This window comes from Afipia dichlorophenoxyacetatis, assembly GCF_055386385.1.
This window is the reverse complement of the sequence record NZ_AP029250.1, coordinates 4,673,526-4,690,314: the sequence shown is the minus strand read 5'-3', so window position 1 is coordinate 4,690,314 and position 16,789 is coordinate 4,673,526. Positions and strand designations below refer to the sequence as shown.

The 16,789-nt window shown below is 59.6% G+C and carries 14 protein-coding genes and 1 other RNA gene; 7 read left to right on the top strand and 8 right to left on the bottom strand.

The genetic code is table 11. The features are described 5' to 3' along the window. Nucleotides 1-10 precede the first annotated feature (10 nt). Nucleotides 11-2,548, bottom strand: a complete 2,538-nt coding sequence (locus ACZ5C3_RS21975) for an ATP-dependent helicase (protein WP_464033009.1) — start codon at nucleotides 2,546-2,548, stop codon at nucleotides 11-13. A 381-nt stretch (nucleotides 2,549-2,929) separates the two neighbouring features. On the opposite strand from ACZ5C3_RS21975, the gene ACZ5C3_RS21970 reads away from it, so the two are divergent. Further along, nucleotides 2,930-3,103, top strand: a complete 174-nt coding sequence (locus tag ACZ5C3_RS21970) for a DUF1328 domain-containing protein (RefSeq protein ID WP_464033008.1) — start codon at nucleotides 2,930-2,932, stop codon at nucleotides 3,101-3,103. A 12-nt stretch (nucleotides 3,104-3,115) separates the two neighbouring features. Here ACZ5C3_RS21970 and ACZ5C3_RS21965 read toward each other — a convergent pair whose 3' ends face one another. Further along, nucleotides 3,116-3,631 carry a thioesterase family protein gene (locus tag ACZ5C3_RS21965; protein ID WP_464033006.1) on the bottom strand — a complete coding sequence of 172 codons (516 nt, stop codon included), beginning with the start codon at nucleotides 3,629-3,631 and terminating at the stop codon, nucleotides 3,116-3,118. A 96-nt stretch (nucleotides 3,632-3,727) separates the two neighbouring features. Between ACZ5C3_RS21965 and ACZ5C3_RS21960 the strand changes: the two genes are divergently transcribed. Next, nucleotides 3,728-5,143, top strand: coding sequence for an FAD-binding oxidoreductase (locus ACZ5C3_RS21960; RefSeq protein WP_464033004.1), 1,416 nt, complete (start codon nucleotides 3,728-3,730; stop codon nucleotides 5,141-5,143). Nucleotides 5,144-5,155: 12 nt separating this feature from the next. Here ACZ5C3_RS21960 and ACZ5C3_RS21955 read toward each other — a convergent pair whose 3' ends face one another. Beyond that, nucleotides 5,156-6,016 (bottom strand): class I SAM-dependent methyltransferase, encoded by an 861-nt coding sequence (locus tag ACZ5C3_RS21955; protein ID WP_464033002.1) that lies wholly within the window; start codon nucleotides 6,014-6,016, stop codon nucleotides 5,156-5,158. Between the two features lie 201 nt (nucleotides 6,017-6,217). Between ACZ5C3_RS21955 and ACZ5C3_RS21950 the strand changes: the two genes are divergently transcribed. Then, nucleotides 6,218-9,850 carry an AsmA family protein gene (locus ACZ5C3_RS21950; RefSeq protein ID WP_464033001.1) on the top strand — a complete coding sequence of 1,211 codons (3,633 nt, stop codon included), beginning with the start codon at nucleotides 6,218-6,220 and terminating at the stop codon, nucleotides 9,848-9,850. A 71-nt stretch (nucleotides 9,851-9,921) separates the two neighbouring features. Here ACZ5C3_RS21950 and ACZ5C3_RS21945 read toward each other — a convergent pair whose 3' ends face one another. From ACZ5C3_RS21945 to ssrA, 5 genes are all read right to left on the bottom strand, one after another. Beyond that, nucleotides 9,922-10,197 carry a ribbon-helix-helix domain-containing protein gene (locus tag ACZ5C3_RS21945; RefSeq protein ID WP_464032999.1) on the bottom strand — a complete coding sequence of 92 codons (276 nt, stop codon included), beginning with the start codon at nucleotides 10,195-10,197 and terminating at the stop codon, nucleotides 9,922-9,924. Beyond that, nucleotides 10,194-10,436 carry a DUF4169 family protein gene (locus ACZ5C3_RS21940; RefSeq protein WP_464032997.1) on the bottom strand — a complete coding sequence of 81 codons (243 nt, stop codon included), beginning with the start codon at nucleotides 10,434-10,436 and terminating at the stop codon, nucleotides 10,194-10,196. The genes ACZ5C3_RS21945 and ACZ5C3_RS21940 overlap by 4 nt, the downstream gene beginning before the upstream one ends. 177 nt (nucleotides 10,437-10,613) lie before the next feature. Further along, complete coding sequence (fumC, locus tag ACZ5C3_RS21935; protein WP_464032995.1) at nucleotides 10,614-12,017, bottom strand: class II fumarate hydratase; 1,404 nt, start codon at nucleotides 12,015-12,017, stop codon at nucleotides 10,614-10,616. Nucleotides 12,018-12,400: 383 nt separating this feature from the next. Beyond that, a complete protein-coding gene (locus ACZ5C3_RS21930) occupies nucleotides 12,401-12,904 on the bottom strand; it encodes an SspB family protein (protein WP_464032993.1) in 504 nt (167 codons plus the stop codon). A 165-nt stretch (nucleotides 12,905-13,069) separates the two neighbouring features. Further along, nucleotides 13,070-13,437, bottom strand: a transfer-messenger RNA (tmRNA) gene (gene ssrA / locus ACZ5C3_RS21925). A gap of 103 nt (nucleotides 13,438-13,540) precedes the next feature. Between ssrA and ACZ5C3_RS21920 the strand changes: the two genes are divergently transcribed. The 4 genes from ACZ5C3_RS21920 (at nucleotide 13,541) to ACZ5C3_RS21905 (ending at nucleotide 16,782) form a co-directional block, all read left to right on the top strand. After that, on the top strand, nucleotides 13,541-14,143 hold the full coding sequence (locus ACZ5C3_RS21920) for a chromate transporter (protein WP_464044273.1): 603 nt from the start codon (nucleotides 13,541-13,543) through the stop codon (nucleotides 14,141-14,143). Continuing rightward, the gene (locus ACZ5C3_RS21915) at nucleotides 14,140-14,673 is read left to right on the top strand and encodes a chromate transporter (protein ID WP_464032992.1); all 534 of its coding nucleotides are present in this window, start codon (nucleotides 14,140-14,142) and stop codon (nucleotides 14,671-14,673) included. The genes ACZ5C3_RS21920 and ACZ5C3_RS21915 overlap by 4 nt, the downstream gene beginning before the upstream one ends. A gap of 83 nt (nucleotides 14,674-14,756) precedes the next feature. After that, entirely contained in the window at nucleotides 14,757-15,257 is a 501-nt protein-coding gene (locus tag ACZ5C3_RS21910; protein WP_464032990.1) for a tripartite tricarboxylate transporter TctB family protein, read from the top strand. 10 nt (nucleotides 15,258-15,267) lie between these two features. After that, a complete protein-coding gene (locus ACZ5C3_RS21905; protein WP_464032988.1) occupies nucleotides 15,268-16,782 on the top strand; it encodes a tripartite tricarboxylate transporter permease in 1,515 nt (504 codons plus the stop codon). Nucleotides 16,783-16,789: the final 7 nt, after the last annotated feature.

The window sequence follows — 16,789 nt, the reverse complement described above, 5'->3', positions numbered from 1 at the left end:
TGCGGGGCGCCTATGCTTTCGTCACAAAACTGTCGACGACCTTCTTCTCACCGGCTTTTTCGAACGCGATGCTGAGTTTGTTGCCATCGATCCGGGCAACATGACCGTAACCGAACTTTTGATGAAACACGCGGTCGCCCAAGGAGAATTCGGACTCGGTGCCGGTCGACTTGGCGATCAATTCGCCCTCGATCGTCATCGGCTTGCGGCTGATCCCTCCGCGCTGACCGGCGCCATAGCGTGCGCCCGTCTCGTCAAAGCCGCTGCCGCCGCTGCGTGAGCGATTGGCCTGCGCGCGCTGCCAGCCCGGGGTCGAGTAGGTCGAGCCAAACGACTCGATGTTGTCGAAGCGAGATGCCCCATAGCCGCCACTGCCACCCCAGCCGGAGCCGCCTTTGGATTCCGTGATCTCGACATTGTCCGCCGGCAACTCATCGAGGAAGCGCGATGGAATGGTGGTAGACCAAGAGCCGTGGATCCGTCTGTTGGTGGCAAAATAGAGTTTCGCACGGCGACGTGCGCGAGTGATGCCGACGTGGGCGAGGCGGCGTTCTTCCTCAAGGCCGGCACGGCCCTGTTCATCCAGCGCACGTTGATGCGGAAACAGGCCTTCTTCCCAGCCGGGCAGGAAGACGTTGTCGAATTCAAGTCCCTTCGCCGAGTGCAGCGTCATCAATGACACTGCATCTTCATCGGCGCCGCCCTCGCGGTCCATGACGAGAGCAATGTGCTCGAGGAAGCCCTGCAGATTCTCGAACTCCTCCATCGAGCGGACGAGTTCTTTCAGGTTTTCGAGGCGGCCCGCGGCATCGGCCGAACGGTCCTTCTGCCACATCTCGGTATAGCCGGACTCGTCCAGTACAATCTCGGCCAACTGAGTATGCGATACGATGTCGCGTTGCGCGCGCCATCGGTCGAAATTGGTGATCACATCGCGCAGGCTGCCACGCGCCTTCGGCTTTAATTCATCGGTCTCGATGACCATGCGCGCGGCTTCTGTCAACGGCACGCGGCGTTTGCGTCCGATGTCGTGCAGCAATTGCACGGTGGCATCACCGAGCCCGCGCTTCGGCACATTGACGATGCGTTCAAAAGCAAGATCGTCGGCCGGCGAGTTGATGACCCGCAGATAAGCGAGGGCGTCACGGATTTCCGCGCGCTCATAGAACCGCGGGCCGCCGATCACCCGATAGGGAAGGCCGAGTGTCACGAAACGATCTTCGAACTCGCGCATCTGGAATGACGCGCGGACGAGGATGGCGATCTCATTGAGCTTCTGTCCGCTGCGCTGAAGCTGCTCGATCTCTTCGCCGATGCCTCGCGCTTCCTCTTCGGAATCCCATGCGCCGGTCACGGTGACCTTCTCGCCGTCGACATCTTCGGTGCGCAATGTCTTGCCGAGGCGGCTTTCATTGTGCGCGATCAGGTGTGAGGCAGCCGCGAGGATATGGCCTGTCGAGCGATAGTTGCGCTCCAGACGGATAACCTTCGCGCCGGGGAAGTCATGCTCAAAGCGCAGGATGTTGTCGACCTCCGCGCCGCGCCAGCCGTAGATCGACTGGTCGTCGTCGCCAACGCAACAGATGTTCTTGGGCGCAGCCAGAGGCGCGGGGATACTGCGTACGTTTGTCGTCTCTGCAGATAAGGAGACGTCGTCGTCCGGTTGAGGGGCGAGCGGTTCAGCATCCGGTGCCGATTGCGCAGTGATTACGGCCCGTGCGCGAGGTGAGGGGGATGGCGCTTGAGCCAGCAATCGCAGCCAGAGATATTGTGCGACGTTGGTGTCTTGGTACTCGTCGACCAGAATGTATCTGAAGCGTTGCTGATACTGGCGCAGCACATCCGGGTGCTCGCGAAACAGTCGGATGTTCTCCAGCAGCAGATCGCCGAAGTCGGCCGCGTTGAGGATTTTCAGGCGCTCCTGGTAGGCGGTGTAGAGCTTGCCGCCTTTGCCGTTGCCGAACACAGCAGCCTCACCCGAGGGCACCTGCGATGGTGAAAGACCACGGTTCTTCCAGCCGTCGATCAATCCCGCGAGCATGCGCGCGGGCCATCGCTTGTCGTCGATGCCTTCCGCCTGAAGCAATTGCTTGAGCAAACGGATCTGATCGTCAACGTCGAGAACGGTGAAGTTGGATTTCAGCTGCACCAGCTCGGCATGGTAGCGCAGGATGCGCCCGCCGATGGAGTGGAACGTGCCGAGCCAGGGCATGCCTTCAACGGCCTGGCCAAGCATTTGGCCGAGGCGATGCTTCATCTCACGCGCCGCCTTGTTGGTGAAGGTGACGGAGAGGATGTCGCCCGGCCGCGCTCGTCCCGTCGATAGGATATGGGCGATACGGGAGGTTAGCACCCGGGTCTTGCCCGTTCCGGCCCCCGCGAGAACCAGCACCGGGCCTTCGAGCGTTTCCACCGCGTCGCGCTGCTCGGGATTGAGTCCCATCAGATATTGCGGGGCGGCTGCGGCGCGTGCACGCGCGGCGATGCCCCCAGCAGCAGGCTGATGGCTCGGCAGGTCGTAAGGCGGCAGTTTGCTTGGCTCGGTCATGCGATTCGTTTCGTGCCCACGATGGCACCCTAAAGCGCGATCGGCAAAAGTGAAAACCGGTTTCCCGGTCGATTGCGCTCTAAGTCACTGATTAGACGCATAATCTTATCAACGAGCACTCACCCCAATGGGATCATGCGCGGACCGGATGGAGCTCTCTCAGAAGATCGCAAGGAATATAGGCATGATCAGGCCGTTCCGACAGACTTCATCTCCGTGAGCGGCGACTGGCTCACAACCCAGTCAGAAGACTGATTTCGTTCCCCAAAAGACTCGCATTTCTGGGGCCGTGAGCGATGGAACTTTCGTTCCTAAGGCGGATTGGTTTTGCATCTGGAGCGCACGCTGCTCCCTGGCACAAAACGAACGCAGGAGCGTGTCATGCTGAGTTGGGTCGTTACATTTCTGATCATCGCGCTGATCGCAGGCCTTTTGGGCTTCGGCGGCATCGCGGGTGCATCAATCGAAATCGCCAAGATCGTGTTCTTCGTCGCGATCGTATTGTTCCTGATCTCCGCTGTGGTGGGCCTGTCACGCCGAAAGGGCGGGGTTTGATATTCGTTAGGATCAATTGGCCGGCATCGTGATGCGCCGGCCAATGCCTTCGGGACGAGGAACGGCGCTGTGAGCCTGCTGAACCGCGCGAATGCGCGCGGCAATGTCAGGCGGAAACGGTGCCGTTTTTCGTATGCCCATATCGACGTGAAGAGTGATATTCTCTGACGTAGCGGAGATCCAGCCTTCGGTCGCGTGGCGCAGTTCTTCAAAGGTGTGGATTCTCTTCTCGTCGGCTTCGAGAATGTAAACCGCAACCTGAGCCGGATCACCGAGGTGGATTTCGCGCAAATACCGGACGTGGGCTTCGGCGGTGAATGTCGACCTGTTACGCTCTTTCATGTACTGGGGGCCGATACCGAGCTCGAGCCACATCTGATCGATGCCACGGTCGAACAGCACGTTGTAGTACGCCATGTTGAGGTGGCCGTTGTAGTCGATCCATTGCGGCTCTACCTGCATGATGGTGGTCAGAAACGGGGCCGGCAGATGCTGCGGCGCGTTGTCGGTGGAAAGCGTGGTCGTCATCACAAGTCCCGGTTCATGTCGCGTCTCTCTTGACCCGCTATACATCCTTTGCCACGGTCCGCGCCACATCGGCATTTCTGAACAAAGCGAGCGACCGTGGCCTTTTCCAACGCAGCCCTGACACGTCCGGCACCTTCTGCCGTCTCAAGCGCAATTGAGGCGCTGGCCGCGCGTTTCGGCAACAGTCTGATCACCTCGCAAGCCGTGCGCGAACAGCATGCGCATACGACGACCTGGCTGCCGCCGCAGCCGCCGGATGCAGTGGTAATGGCCCGCAGCACCGAGGACATTCAGGACGTGGTGCGGATCTGCGCAGAGCGACGCGTACCGGTGATTCCATTCGGCACGGGGACCTCGCTTGAAGGGCAGGTCAATGCGCCGGCGGGCGGCGTCTGCATCGATCTGCGCGAGATGAACCGCATTCTTGAGGTGCATCCGGACGATCTCGATTGCGTCATCGAGCCCGGCGTGACGCGCAAGGCACTCAACGAATACCTGCGCGATCAAGGGCTGTTCTTCCCGATCGATCCCGGTGCGGATGCATCGCTCGGCGGGATGGCGTCGACCCGCGCTTCGGGCACCAACGCGGTGCGTTACGGCACCATGCGTGACAACGTGCTGGCGTTGAAGGTAGTTCGTGCCGATGGTGAAATCATCACCACTGGCACACGCGCCAAGAAATCCTCGGCCGGTTACGATCTCACCCATCTGTTCGTCGGCGCCGAAGGCACGCTCGGCATCATCTCCGAACTGACGATCAGGCTGCGTGGTATTCCGCAGTCGATTGCGGCGGGCTCATGTTCGTTTGCGACAGTGCAGGGCGCTTGTAATGCCACCATTCTCGCGATCCAGACTGGCATTCCACTGGCCCGGATTGAGTTGCTCAACGCGGCTCAGGTGAAGGCCTGTAATGCCTATTCGAAATTGTCGTTGCCGGAGACGCCACTGTTGCTGCTCGAATTTCATGGCACCGAAGCTGATGTCGCGGAGCAATCGCAGATGTTTGGCGAGATCGCCCGCGAGTGCGGCGGTGGTGCGTTCGAGTGGACAACACGTCAGGAGGATCGCAACCGGCTCTGGCAGGCGCGGCACGATGCTTATTGGGCTGTGCGAGGGTTGCGGCCCGGCGCGCAGGCGGTGGCAACGGACGTATGCGTGCCGATCTCTCGGCTGGCTGAATGCGTCGTCGAGACCGAGAAGGATCTGGAGACGGTCGGGCTCCTGTCTCCGATCGTCGGTCACGTCGGCGACGGCAATTTCCATTGTTCGATGTTGTGCGACGTCAATGATCCCGATGAAGTGCGACGCGCCGATGAGTTCTTGCATCGTCTGGTGGAGCGTGCCCAGGCCATGGGCGGCACCTGCACCGGTGAGCACGGCATCGGGCAGGGTAAGCAGAAATATCTTGAAACCGAGCTCGGACCAGAAGCGGTCGCGGCCATGCGCGCAGTGAAGGCTGCGTTCGACCCGCACAACATTCTCAATCCGGGGAAGATCCTGCCGCCGGCCTGAACCCGGAAGCGATCAATATTTCTTCACGAAGCTCATCCGCAGCAGGCTCGCCATCCCGATCCTGAAACCTGCAGCCGACAGCTGCAGGTAACGGCGGAATTCATCAGTCGCGGATTGACCGACAAGAGCGACAGCCTTGTCATAGTTCTTCATCAGGTTTTGTTCCCAGAACTGCAGCGTCCGGTAATAGTGGTCGCCGTCGTTGCGCAGGGCCATCAGCTGGAAACGCCCCTCGGCCGCGGCAATCGGTTCCCAAATCAGCGGGAGGTCGCTCTCGGGAAATGTTTTTTCCAGCAGAGGATGGACTTTGTGGTGCTCGGAATAGGCGATGGTCTGGAGCGAGAGCTTTCCTCCCGTTGCCAGAATACGATCGCAATAGGCGAAGAAGCTGCGGTACGCGTCGAGCTTTCGGACCGGATCGAGGCCCTTCTGCACAAAGTGCTCAAATGCGCCGATCGAAATAATGGCGTCGTATCGCTTCTCTGGCCGATGATCGCGCCAGTCCTGTTCAAGGACGGTAATCTTGGGACCGCCGGATTGCCGAATCCAGCGCGCCTGCGACGGGCTGAGCGTCAAACCGACTGCCTGCTCCACACCGGCATGGTTGACCAGCCGCCGAAGCATTGCACCCCAGCCACACCCGATATCGAGCACCCGGGCAGTGCCGGCGGCGGAGGCCGCACTGATATGGTGGTCGAGTTTCCGGTTTTGAGCTGTCACGAGGTCTTCGTCGCCCTCGAACATTGCGCATGAATAACTTAGATCCGGATCGAGAACGAGCCGGAAGAAATCCTCGCCCATGTCGTAATGGGAGATGATCGCGTCAGGGGACGCGCCCGTTCTCTCAAGTGATCGCGACTCTTCCGTCGACATAACGTGTCCCTCCTTCGAGGGGTGTGGATCGGGAACGCCAAATTCTGTATTCGAAACGGCTTGTTCGTCAAGGTATGAGCCTGCGACGAACTCAATTCCCGGTGGGGCGCTGCGAAACGCCGCTGTGACTTCGCCGCACTTGGCTTTAATGTAACGCTGTTGCCGCGGTCACATCGGCAACGGTGTTTCCGAGGGAAGGCCTTGCAGACAACCCTGCTCGGACTGGCAATTGCTCTCATCGTTGCCTTGGTTGCAGCGCTGATCGGTCCGTTTTTTATCGACTGGAACCAGTTTCGCTCACAGTTCGAGGCGGAGGCCTCGCGCGTGATGGGGGCGCCGGTGCGCGTGGACGGCACGCTTGACGCGCGGCTGCTGCCGACGCCGACGTTGCGGTTGCAATCGGTCACGGTCGGCGGCGATGGTGATGCCGGCAAGGTACGTGCCGACAAGCTCGATGTTGAATTCAGCCTCGGTTCGCTGATGCGCGGCGAATGGCGCGCGAGCGAATTGTCGCTTAACGGTTTTGCGTTGAATCTTGGCCTCGACCGGGAGGGCCGCTTCGAATGGCCCGCATCCATTGGCAAATTCAGTCTCGGGTCGTTGACCATCGATCGGTTGAATCTTACGGGAAACATGTCCCTGAATGATGCCGCGAGCGGCACCACGCTTCGCATCGACGACCTTATTTTCAACGGCGACGTGCGCGCGCTGGCCGGTGTGATCCGTGGCGAGGGGAAATTTACTCTCCAAGGCGTGCGCATGCCGTTCCGCATCTCTTCGGGCCAGACCAACGATGGCAAAGGGACCCGTGTGCGTTTCTCTGCGGATCACAGTCAGCGTGCCATATCGGGAGATCTGGACGGTGTATTGACCTTCGATGCGCTGGTCCCGAAATTCGACGGTACATTGACGTTGACGCGGTTAACGGATGCGAAATCCTCCGGTGCATTGCCGTGGAAAGTTGTGTCGCGGCTCAAGGCCAATCCATCATCCGCGGCCTTCGACCAGATCGAAGCCACCATTGGTCCCGAGGACAGTGCGCTGCGGCTGAGCGGCAGCGGTGATCTTGGATTTGGTACATCGCCGCTGCTGCGGTTGACTTTGTCCGCGCGGCAGCTTGATGCAGATCGTCTGCTGGCGAAGGATGCCGGAAACGGCGAGCTGCTTCGGTTGCTCCCGGCGACGCGGAGCCTGATGACGGCATTACCGCCATTGCCGATTTCCACCCAAATTGAGTTGAACTCGGACCAGATCGCGCTTGGAGGGCGATCGATTCAGAATTTCGCTGTCAGTCTTCAGGGCGGACCGGAGGCGTGGACCGTCGACAAGCTCGACCTGCAATCAACAGGCGGCACGCGGCTGTCGCTCAGCGGAACGATCAAGCCGTTGGGAGAGAGCGCCAGCTTTTCCGGCCCGTTTACGTTTCGAACAAGCACAGCCAAGACGTTGGCGGATTGGCTGCAAGGGCGTGCCTCTGTTGCCTATCGCAGTGAATTGCCCGTGGGAGTTTCGGGTGATCTTGCCATCGGAAAAGATCAACTCAGCATCAATGCGATGAAAGCCGATATCGACGGCAGCCCCTTGGAGGGACGCGTTGCATTGCAGGGGGCTCGCCTCGAGGCGGAGGTGAAATCGCCGTCCGTCGATCTCGACGATGTGAAATGGCTTCTGAATTCGGCGGCCGGTCCGCAATTCGAGTGGCCGTCCGAGGCAAAAGTGTCCGTGGATATCGCGCGCGCAAAGCTAGGTGGGCAGGACGTCAGTCCGGTGGTCGCGCATCTGTCCTATGGTCCGAAATCCGTTTTGATCGAGCGCCTGGAGATTGGTCGCGCGGAAAATATGGCGGTCAGCGGCACCGGCTCGTTCGATCGAAACGGAAATGCCGGAAAACTGTCGTTAACAGCCACGGTGCCGTCGCTCGACCACATCAGCAGTTTCATCGCGCCTTTCTCATCCGTTGTGGCTGATCGGCTCAATTCACTTGCAAAGACGCCGGAGGCGGCGCGGCTGCAATTGTCAGCGAGCCTCGACAAGGCACCTGACCGCAATGACCGGATGAATGTACGCGCCGTGATGGACATCAGTTCCCCGCAAATCAAGGGAGCGGTCACGCTGACGGCATCTCCGCCGCGCGCCGCGGTGCAGGCCTTTGACACAGCATCGCTGGAGCGAACGGAATTCAATGTGGAGACAAAGCTGGGGTCCGATCAGACGGTCGCGATGCTGAAACTGCTCGGACTGGATGGTATGCTTGCTGCACAAGATGGGCCGGCGAAGTTTGAATCCTCGGCTGCCGGTGTGTGGCGGGAGCCATTGCGCGTGAAGGCAAAGCTGTCCGGCGCCGGTGTGGACGGTGATGTGCAAGGCACGGCCGATCCATTGGCTGATCCTCCAACGGCTGCGTTGAATGTTGCTGTGCGCCATGCCGATCTCGGCGCATGGTTCGATATCAAGCCTGCCGGTGCGGCATCCCTCGATGCCAGTCTGACGTCGCGCCTGAGCATGTCGGGACCCACGTTCAAGCTCGAAGACATTGACAGCACGGTCGGTGGAGCTCGTGTCCGAGGACGTCTCACCCTGACACGCGGCGATGAGATCGGTGTTGATGGCGAGATCGGAATGAACACGGTCGATCTGCCGGCCCTGACTGCGCTCGCATTTGGTGCGACTGGCCACGATCCGTCGGAGCCGCTCGGTCGCGGGTTACTGCGCGGCTGGCGTGGAAAATTGGCTTTCGAGGCATTGCGCGGCGCGTTACCGGGAGGCGGCGAGCTGCAGCCGCTGAGCGGTGCAATCAAGGGGGACGGTCAGTCGCTGGTGCTCGAAAACGTCAAGGGGGGTATTGGAGGTGGAGAGGCAACCATTGCGCTCGACGCACGTCAGACGGTCCAAGGCACTTCGGTGAATGCGCGGCTGCAGCTCACCAATGTCGATGGCTCCGCGCTGCGTTATCGGGGCCTTGCGATGCCGCAAGGGCAGACATCGCTGCAAATGTCACTGGCGAGCCAGGCGCGCAGCGCGGCCGGGTTATCCGGTGCTTTGTCAGGCGCGGGCACGCTGATGCTGAAGGATGCGCGCATTGCCGGATTGGACCCTCGCGCATTTGAAGTTGGCATTCGCGCCAGCGACAACGGGCAGGCGTTTGACGACGAGAGCCTGAAGAGAATTATTGATCCGGTGCTGTCAGCGGGCGCATTACCGGTCCAATCGGCTCAAATCCCCTTCGCGATCAGGGATGGACGATTACGATTCGATACCGCGACGCTTGAGGGCGAGCGCGCTCGTGTCTCGGTGGCGGGCGGCTATGATCTCGCAGCGGATCAGGCCGATATTCGCGCGGTGCTGTCGCCGATCCCGACAAGGCCGATCACGGGCCGTCCTGAGATCCGGATTGATCTGAACGGATCGCCCGACGCCATGACGCGTTCGCTTGATGTCGCTGCTTTGTCGTCATGGCTGGCGATGAGGGCGATTGATCGTGAAACGCGGCGGCTCGATCAGTTGGAGCAGGGGATAACGACACCGCCCGAATCTGACGAACTATGGGAAGAGCCCGCGGCAGAGCCGCTTCCGCAGTCGGATGTGCGGATTCCGCATCGTGACCCTCGTAGAAAGACGCCTGCCGCAAAGCCTGCGCCGCCTCGTGTCAGCGTGCCGCCTGCGGCTACACCGCAAGTATCGAAACCCGATCCATCGGTTGTGAATTCGCAGGTTCAGCCGTTGCCGCCGCCCATCACGGTGCGTCCTGCGCCGGGGGCCGTGCGGGCTCCGCCGCCGAGACCGCGTCCCGCGCCGCCATTGGTGCTGACACCGCCGACTTCCGGCTCGTTCTGAGAATTTTCGCGCGAGAGACATCGGCGTTGCCGCGTTTTGCGACAACGCCGGATTGTCGGTGCTGAAGAAGCCTACTGACGCGTTTCTTCCATGTGGGACGTGCTGCTGCCGGTGCTTTGAATTGGCGGCATGGCGCGCGAGCGGAAGTAGTCGAGAACGAACAGGCGAATAGCCGATGACAAGTTTCCTTGCTGGCGACCGCCATCGATCTCGCCGACCAGTTCGGACAAAGTCAGGTGCTTCACCGAAGCAATTTCCTTCATGCCGTTCCAGAAAGCTTCTTCCAGGCTGACGCTGGTCTTGTGACCGGCGACGACAATCGAGCGTTTGACGACTGGTGATTTCATGTGGAGCTCCCGTCGTCGAGGCGATGTTGATCCAGCAATTTCGTTGCCTGCTGCTTCTGCAGCTCATCGCGTTGACGTTCGCTTTTGGTGCGACCAAAGAGTGAACGGTTGGCTTCGGCTTCTTTCGCTGATGCCTCGCGTACAACTCGCTTCTTAAATCGGTTCAAATTGACCAAATCGCCCACAACGCCCCCATCATCTTCAAACGGATGCAATGCGCGGCCTGTTGGCGTACGCAAATTTATAATTTGTCTCGACTTGTTCGGGTCTCATAGGAACCGTTCCTTCGTCGCGAGCCAAAAGCTCGCGAGGTGTCCCTGAGATTTAGCATGCGATGCGGCATGCAGGTAGCCGATTGGGCTAACTATTTGCCAGGTGCGACGACATGACAGTGTCCTGGCAAATGGCGCAATAGCTTATCCGGGGTGCGTCATCTTGTCCGGTTGCACCAGCTTGTCGAATTCCGCCGCCGAAACGAAACCAAGCCGAAGAGCCTCTTCCTTCAGTGTGGTGCCCCGTGCATGTGCCGTCTTCGCGACCTTGGCGGCGTTGTCGTATCCAATCTTGGGCGCCAGTGCCGTCACCAGCATCAATGATCGTTCCATCAAGTCATGGATGCGCTTTTCATCCGCACGGATGCCGACAATGCAGTGCTCTGTAAACGACCGTGCCACATCCGCCATCAACTGGATTGATTGCAGCATGCATTGCGCCAGAACCGGCTTGTAGACATTCAGTTCGAAATGTCCCTGGCTGCCGGCAACGGTGATCGTCGTGTGGTTGCCGAAGATCTGGCAGCACACCATGGTCATCGCTTCACATTGGGTTGGATTGACCTTGCCGGGCATGATCGATGAGCCAGGTTCATTCTCGGGCAAAATTAGTTCGCCCAATCCCGAGCGGGGTCCGGAGCCAAGCAGGCGGATATCGTTGGCGATCTTGAACAGGCCGGTGGCCATTGAATTGATTGCGCCATGAACGAATACATAGGCGTCGTTCGAAGCCAGTGCTTCGAATTTATTCGGCGCGCTGATGAACGGCAGCTTGGTGATGGTGCGAACATGCTGCGCGAACAGTTTGGCGAAGCGCGGCTTTGAATTGAGACCGGTTCCGACAGCCGTTCCGCCCTGTGCGAGCGGATAAAGATCCTTCGTTGCCATCTTCAGCCGTGCAATGCCGCTTTCGACCTGCGATGCATAGCCGGAGAACTCCTGTCCCAGTGTCAGCGGCGTTGCGTCCTGCGTGTGCGTGCGGCCGATCTTGACGATTTTTTCGAAAGCTCTTTCCTTCTGGCGCAACGCCTTGAGCAGCACGGTCAAGGCCGGGATCAGATCGTTGGTGATGCGCTCGGCAGCAGCGATATGCATCGCGGTTGGAAAGGAGTCGTTCGAAGACTGGCTCATGTTGACGTGATCGTTGGGATGAACCGGCTTCTTCGTTCCGGGTTCGCCGCCGAGCAATTCGCTGGCGCGATTGCCGATCACTTCATTGAGGTTCATGTTGGTCTGTGTGCCTGAACCGGTCTGCCAGACCACCAGCGGGAAATGATCGTCGAGTTTGCCGTCGATGATTTCGCGGGCTGCACGAATAATGGCACGGGCACGGCGCTGGTCGAGCAGGCCAAGCTCAAGATTGGTCTGGGCAGCTGCAAGCTTCACGATTGCAAGGGCGCGAATGATCGGCATCGGCATCCGCTCGCCACCGATTTTGAAGTTGTGCTTCGATCGCTCGGTTTGCGCGCCCCAATATCGATCTCCCGGCACCTCAATTGGTCCAAACGTGTCGGTTTCGGTGCGCGTCGGTTTTTTTGAAATGGCCATGATGCTTTCCGGTACGATGCAGTGAGGTGAAGCTTAGAGCTTCACGGTCATTGCGCGCAATCGGTCGGCCAATTCTTCGCTGCGTAACGAGAAGGGGTGATTAGAACGTATCGAAAGAGCTGTCACCGAGCGGAGCCGAGTGACGGTCAATTGTTGTCAAAGTTGGAATAGTCCAGGGATTACGCCATCGACGTTTTGTTTGATGGCGTCCAGAGAACCGATAGCAACGTCGTAAGGCGATACGCGCGGCGGCCGCAGAACCTGTCCCATATCTGTTTTGCCCTAGGCAACCATTATCGCTGACCCTTGGTCAGGCGCGTTCTGGGTGAGGGCGAGAAAACCTTACGGTAAATGGGGCCGCGAGACCGGGGCGGCTGGCGGAGTTATTTCTTGCGGAACCGGTCGAGCCGCACGACTTCGGCGCCTTCGCCCTGTTTCGCCGGTTCGTCGGCGGTCTCCGCCTCATCCCGGCTGGCGGGTTCGGCGACAGGAGCAGGCACGATCTCGGCGCTTGGAGCGCTCGCGGCGTCTTCGTTCGCTTCGAACTGCAAGCCGAACTGCACCGAGGGATCAAAGAAGCTTTTGATAGCACTGAACGGGATCACTAGGCGCTCGGGAATACCATTGAAGGACAGCCCGACCTCGAAGCGATCGTCAGTCACCACCAGGTCCCAGAACTGGTGCTGGAGGATGATCGTCATTTCCTGCGGGTACTGCGACAGCAGGCGCGGGGAAATCTTCACGCCTTCGGCCGTGGACAGGAAGGTGATGTAGAAATGATGTTCTCCCGGCAAGCCGTGTTCGGCCGCGTCCTTCAGCACCTGCCGCAGCACGCCACGGAGCGCATCGCGCGCCAAAACATCATAACGAATGTGGTCCGTGGCCATTGGGAAATCCTGTCGAACTTAAGAGCTTAGAGTGGTGCCGATTCAACGATCCGACTCGGCCTCACGTTCCGCATCGTACCCTGTGGAAACCCTGCGGTCAGCAGGAGCACCCGTCTGGATTGCAGAAATTTCGCGCAATCGACAAGTGTCTGGCGGGCAAAATTGAGTGGAGGCTTCTGTTGCCAGGTGCCTCCGAACCCCGCCTAGCGGAGCTTAACCCGCTAGGACTTTAAGATGGTCTTTCAAACTGCGTTACGCAGCCTGAGCAACCGGAGCAAAGTTGTCGTTTGCAACTATTGCATAGCCCGATAACGGCGGAACCATACCGAGAAAAAACTCGCCCTTTACGCCCTCGTCGATCCTGTTTCGCCCCCGCCGAAACCCGCCGAAATCGGCTAGGAAAAGTCCGGGTTTTGGTGGAGGCGCCGGGTGCTGCCCCCGGGTCCGAATGGTTTATTGCGACGGTCATTTATTTCCATAGCCAGCGAACCGGCACTCCCAATATAGGACGCAAAGCCTTACGAAAAAAGGTCCGTTTTGGGACTGAATGGGAAATCGGGAACGTTGCGCACAGCGCATGCCGGCGCAGCCGCATATATTGGTTGGCGTGTGGCACCGGTCATTTTAAATCGAGGTATGTCCTCAGATTCTCTGCCGGTTGCCTCTCCAACCCCTGACGCGCAGACCTCTCAACAGCCCGGACTGTTTGAGCTGTTTTTTGCGTTCGCCAAGATGTCATTGGCTGGTTTTGGCGGGGTCCTTGTGTGGGCGCGCCGGGCTATCGTCGAGCAGCATCGCTGGATGACACCGGAGGAGTTCAACGAGGCATTCGCCTTGTGCCATTTCCTGCCCGGACCGAACATCGTCAACCTCTCGGTGGTGTTCGGCGGTCGCTTTCGGGGCATTCCCGGCAGCATCGCAGCCTTCCTCGGTCTCGTAGGCCCGCCGGTGGTCATTGTCACAATACTAGCGGCCGTGTACGCGCGATACGGGCAAATCCCCGCTCTACAACGGAGTTTGACAGGGGTGTCGTGCGCGGCGATCGGGCTGTTTCTGGCCGTGATCGGCCGTATGATGGTACCACTTCTGAAAAAACGAGACCCGGTTACGCTCATTCTGCTTGTTGCGGTTTTTATCGCTATCGGCGTGCTGCGCTTGCCGCTGGTGCCCGTGCTGCTGACTGCAATCCCGGTCAGTATCCTTGTCACATTTCTGGTGCGACGGCGGGCGGTGCCATGAATTCTCCCACCAGCACGTTGCTGACCATTGCGTGGACATTCGGGCTGATGTCGCTGCTCGCGATCGGGGGGGCCAATTCTACTATTCCCGAAATGCATCGCGTCGCGGTGGAAGCTCAGCACTGGATGTCGGATTCGCAATTCTCGGACATGTTCGCAATTGCGCAATTGTCGCCGGGGCCGAACGTGCTGATTGTGACCCTCATCGGCTTCCACGTGGCCGGCGTCGCAGGCGCACTGGTCGCGACATTCGCGATGTGCGGGCCGTCCGCGATGTGTGCCTATTTGGTCAGCAACTTTCTCCGGCGTTCGAGCCATGCGTCCTGGCCTGCGATATTTCAGGCCGCGCTTGTTCCGATCTCCATCGGTTTGATGTGCGCCAGTGGCTTCGTCCTTACACTTACGTCGGATAGGACCTGGGCCGCCGCCGCTATTACGATCACCGCCGCAGTTCTGGCGCTCGTCACCCGGCTTAACCCAATCTGGATGTTGATTGCTGGAGGCTTGCTTGGTTTTGCTGGCATGGTCTAAGGAAAATCGGTAAGCAAAGGTTATCGGGGTGACCCCGGTCCAAAAAGTAGAACGGGCAGAAGCCTGTTGAGGGGGATACGTCGATGAGTGAAGCGCCAGGCAGCGCAACCAATCCGTCTACGCAACGCGGTTTCATCAAAGGGCCACAGGATTTCTATGGCGGCTTGGCCTTGGTGGGCATCGCTCTGTTCGCCCTGTGGGCATCGAGCGATCTGGCTGGCATGCGCGGGTTTTCATTCGGCCCAGGAACGGCACCACGCATGTTTGGCGTCCTGCTCGCCATCCTTGGCGCGGGTGTTGCACTCATGGGACTGATTACCGAAGGCGCGCCGCTGCAACGCTACGGCGTTCGCGGTCCGATTTTCGTGACTGCAGCAATCGTGTTCTTCTCGTTCGCCATTCGCCCGTGCGGACTGATCATTTCTGCCTTCCTCGCTTTCATCATCGCATCGCTCGGCTCCGATGAGACGAAGCTGAAGGAAACCGTCATCGTCGGTGCATGTCTGACTGCCGGATGTGCTCTGTTATTCCCCTATGCGCTTGGGCTGCCGCTTGAGCTGCTGCCACGCGCACTGATGCGGTGAGGCTGAGACGATGGATCTTTTTGCAAATCTCGCCCACGGTTTCGTTGTCGCGTTTTCGCCCATCAATCTTGGACTGTGTCTGATCGGCGCGCTGGTCGGTACGCTGGTCGGTGTGTTACCTGGCATCGGCACCATTGCGACTGTCGCAATGTTGCTGCCGATCACCTTCGGATTGCCACCCGTCGGCGCATTGATCATGCTCGCGGGTATTTATTACGGCGCGCAGTATGGCGGTTCGACTACATCCATCCTGGTCAACATTCCCGGTGAGGCCACGTCGGTGGTCACTGCGCTGGACGGTTTCCAGATGGCGAAGCAGGGGCGTGCTGGTCCGGCCCTGGCCATCGCTGCGATCGGTTCGTTCTTCGCTGGTTGCGTCGCGACCGTGCTGATCGCGGTCCTCGGCGCGCCGCTGACCAAGCTCGCTCTCGCATTCGGTCCTGCAGAATATTTCTCGCTGATGGTGCTGGGTCTGATTTTCGCGGTCGTGCTCGCGAAAGGCTCGGTGCTCAAGGCCATCGCGATGATCGCACTCGGCATCCTGTTGTCGATGGTGGGCTCCGACATCGAGACCGGCGCATCGCGCATGTCGTTCAACATTCCTGAGCTTGCTGACGGTCTCGGCTTTGCTACCGTCGCAATGGGCGTGTTCGGTTTCGCGGAAATCATCCGCAACCTTGATCCCGGCGCTGCGATGGACCGCAATCTGGTCCAGCAGAAGATTACTGGTCTGATGCCGACCAAGAAGGATATGAGGGAATCCGCACCGGCGATCGTGCGCGGAACGATCCTTGGATCGATCCTTGGTATTCTTCCCGGAGGCGGCGCGGTGATCGCATCCTTCGCGGCCTACACGTTTGAAAAGAAGATTGCGAAGAATCCGTCGCGCTTCGGTCGTGGTGCGATCGAAGGCGTGGCCGCCCCGGAAAGCGCCAACAACGCAGCGGCTCAGACGTCGTTCATCCCGCTGCTTACGCTCGGCATACCTCCGAATGCGGTGATGGCGCTGATGGTCGGTGCTATGACCATTCACGGCATCGTGCCGGGCCCGCAGGTGATGCAGAAGCAGCCCGATCTGGTCTGGGGCATGATTGCCTCGATGTGGATCGGCAACCTGATGCTGCTGATCATCAACCTGCCGCTGGTGGGCATCTGGGTGCGCCTGCTGCGCGTGCCTTATCGCCTGCTGTTTCCTTCCATCGTGGTGTTTTGCTCGATCGGCATCTATTCGGTGAACAATGCACCGATGGACGTGGTGCTGGCGGGCGTGTTCGGGCTGTTCGGTTACTGGCTGGCCAAGCACGACTTCGAAGCTGCGCCGTTGTTGCTCGGCATGGTGCTCGGACCGTTGATGGAAGAAAATCTCCGCCGCGCACTTCTGATCTCGCGTGGCGATTGGACGGTCTTCCTCACCCGCCCATTGTCAGCGGCTCTCCTCGCTATCGCGGCCTTCCTCCTTGTGCTGGCATTGCTTCCCGCACTGCGCAAAAAGCGCGACGAAGTTTTCGTCGAGTCCGAGAGCTAAGTCCAAA

Excerpts from the sequence above, each read along its gene's own strand:
- ACZ5C3_RS21905 (WP_464032988.1), top strand. The coding sequence starts at position 15,268 with ATGGATCTTTTTGCAAATCTCGCCCACGGTTTCGTTGTCGCGTTTTCG.
- ACZ5C3_RS21955 (WP_464033002.1), bottom strand. The coding sequence starts at position 6,016 with ATGTCGACGGAAGAGTCGCGATCACTTGAGAGAACGGGCGCGTCCCCT.
- ACZ5C3_RS21970 (WP_464033008.1), top strand. The coding sequence starts at position 2,930 with ATGCTGAGTTGGGTCGTTACATTTCTGATCATCGCGCTGATCGCAGGC.
- fumC (WP_464032995.1), bottom strand. The coding sequence starts at position 12,017 with ATGGCCATTTCAAAAAAACCGACGCGCACCGAAACCGACACGTTTGGA.
- ACZ5C3_RS21915 (WP_464032992.1), top strand. The coding sequence starts at position 14,140 with ATGAATTCTCCCACCAGCACGTTGCTGACCATTGCGTGGACATTCGGG.
- ACZ5C3_RS21975 (WP_464033009.1), bottom strand. The coding sequence starts at position 2,548 with ATGACCGAGCCAAGCAAACTGCCGCCTTACGACCTGCCGAGCCATCAG.
- ACZ5C3_RS21920 (WP_464044273.1), top strand. The coding sequence starts at position 13,541 with ATGTCCTCAGATTCTCTGCCGGTTGCCTCTCCAACCCCTGACGCGCAG.
- ACZ5C3_RS21965 (WP_464033006.1), bottom strand. The coding sequence starts at position 3,631 with ATGACGACCACGCTTTCCACCGACAACGCGCCGCAGCATCTGCCGGCC.
- ACZ5C3_RS21910 (WP_464032990.1), top strand. The coding sequence starts at position 14,757 with ATGAGTGAAGCGCCAGGCAGCGCAACCAATCCGTCTACGCAACGCGGT.
- ACZ5C3_RS21945 (WP_464032999.1), bottom strand. The coding sequence starts at position 10,197 with ATGAAATCACCAGTCGTCAAACGCTCGATTGTCGTCGCCGGTCACAAG.
- ACZ5C3_RS21930 (WP_464032993.1), bottom strand. The coding sequence starts at position 12,904 with ATGGCCACGGACCACATTCGTTATGATGTTTTGGCGCGCGATGCGCTC.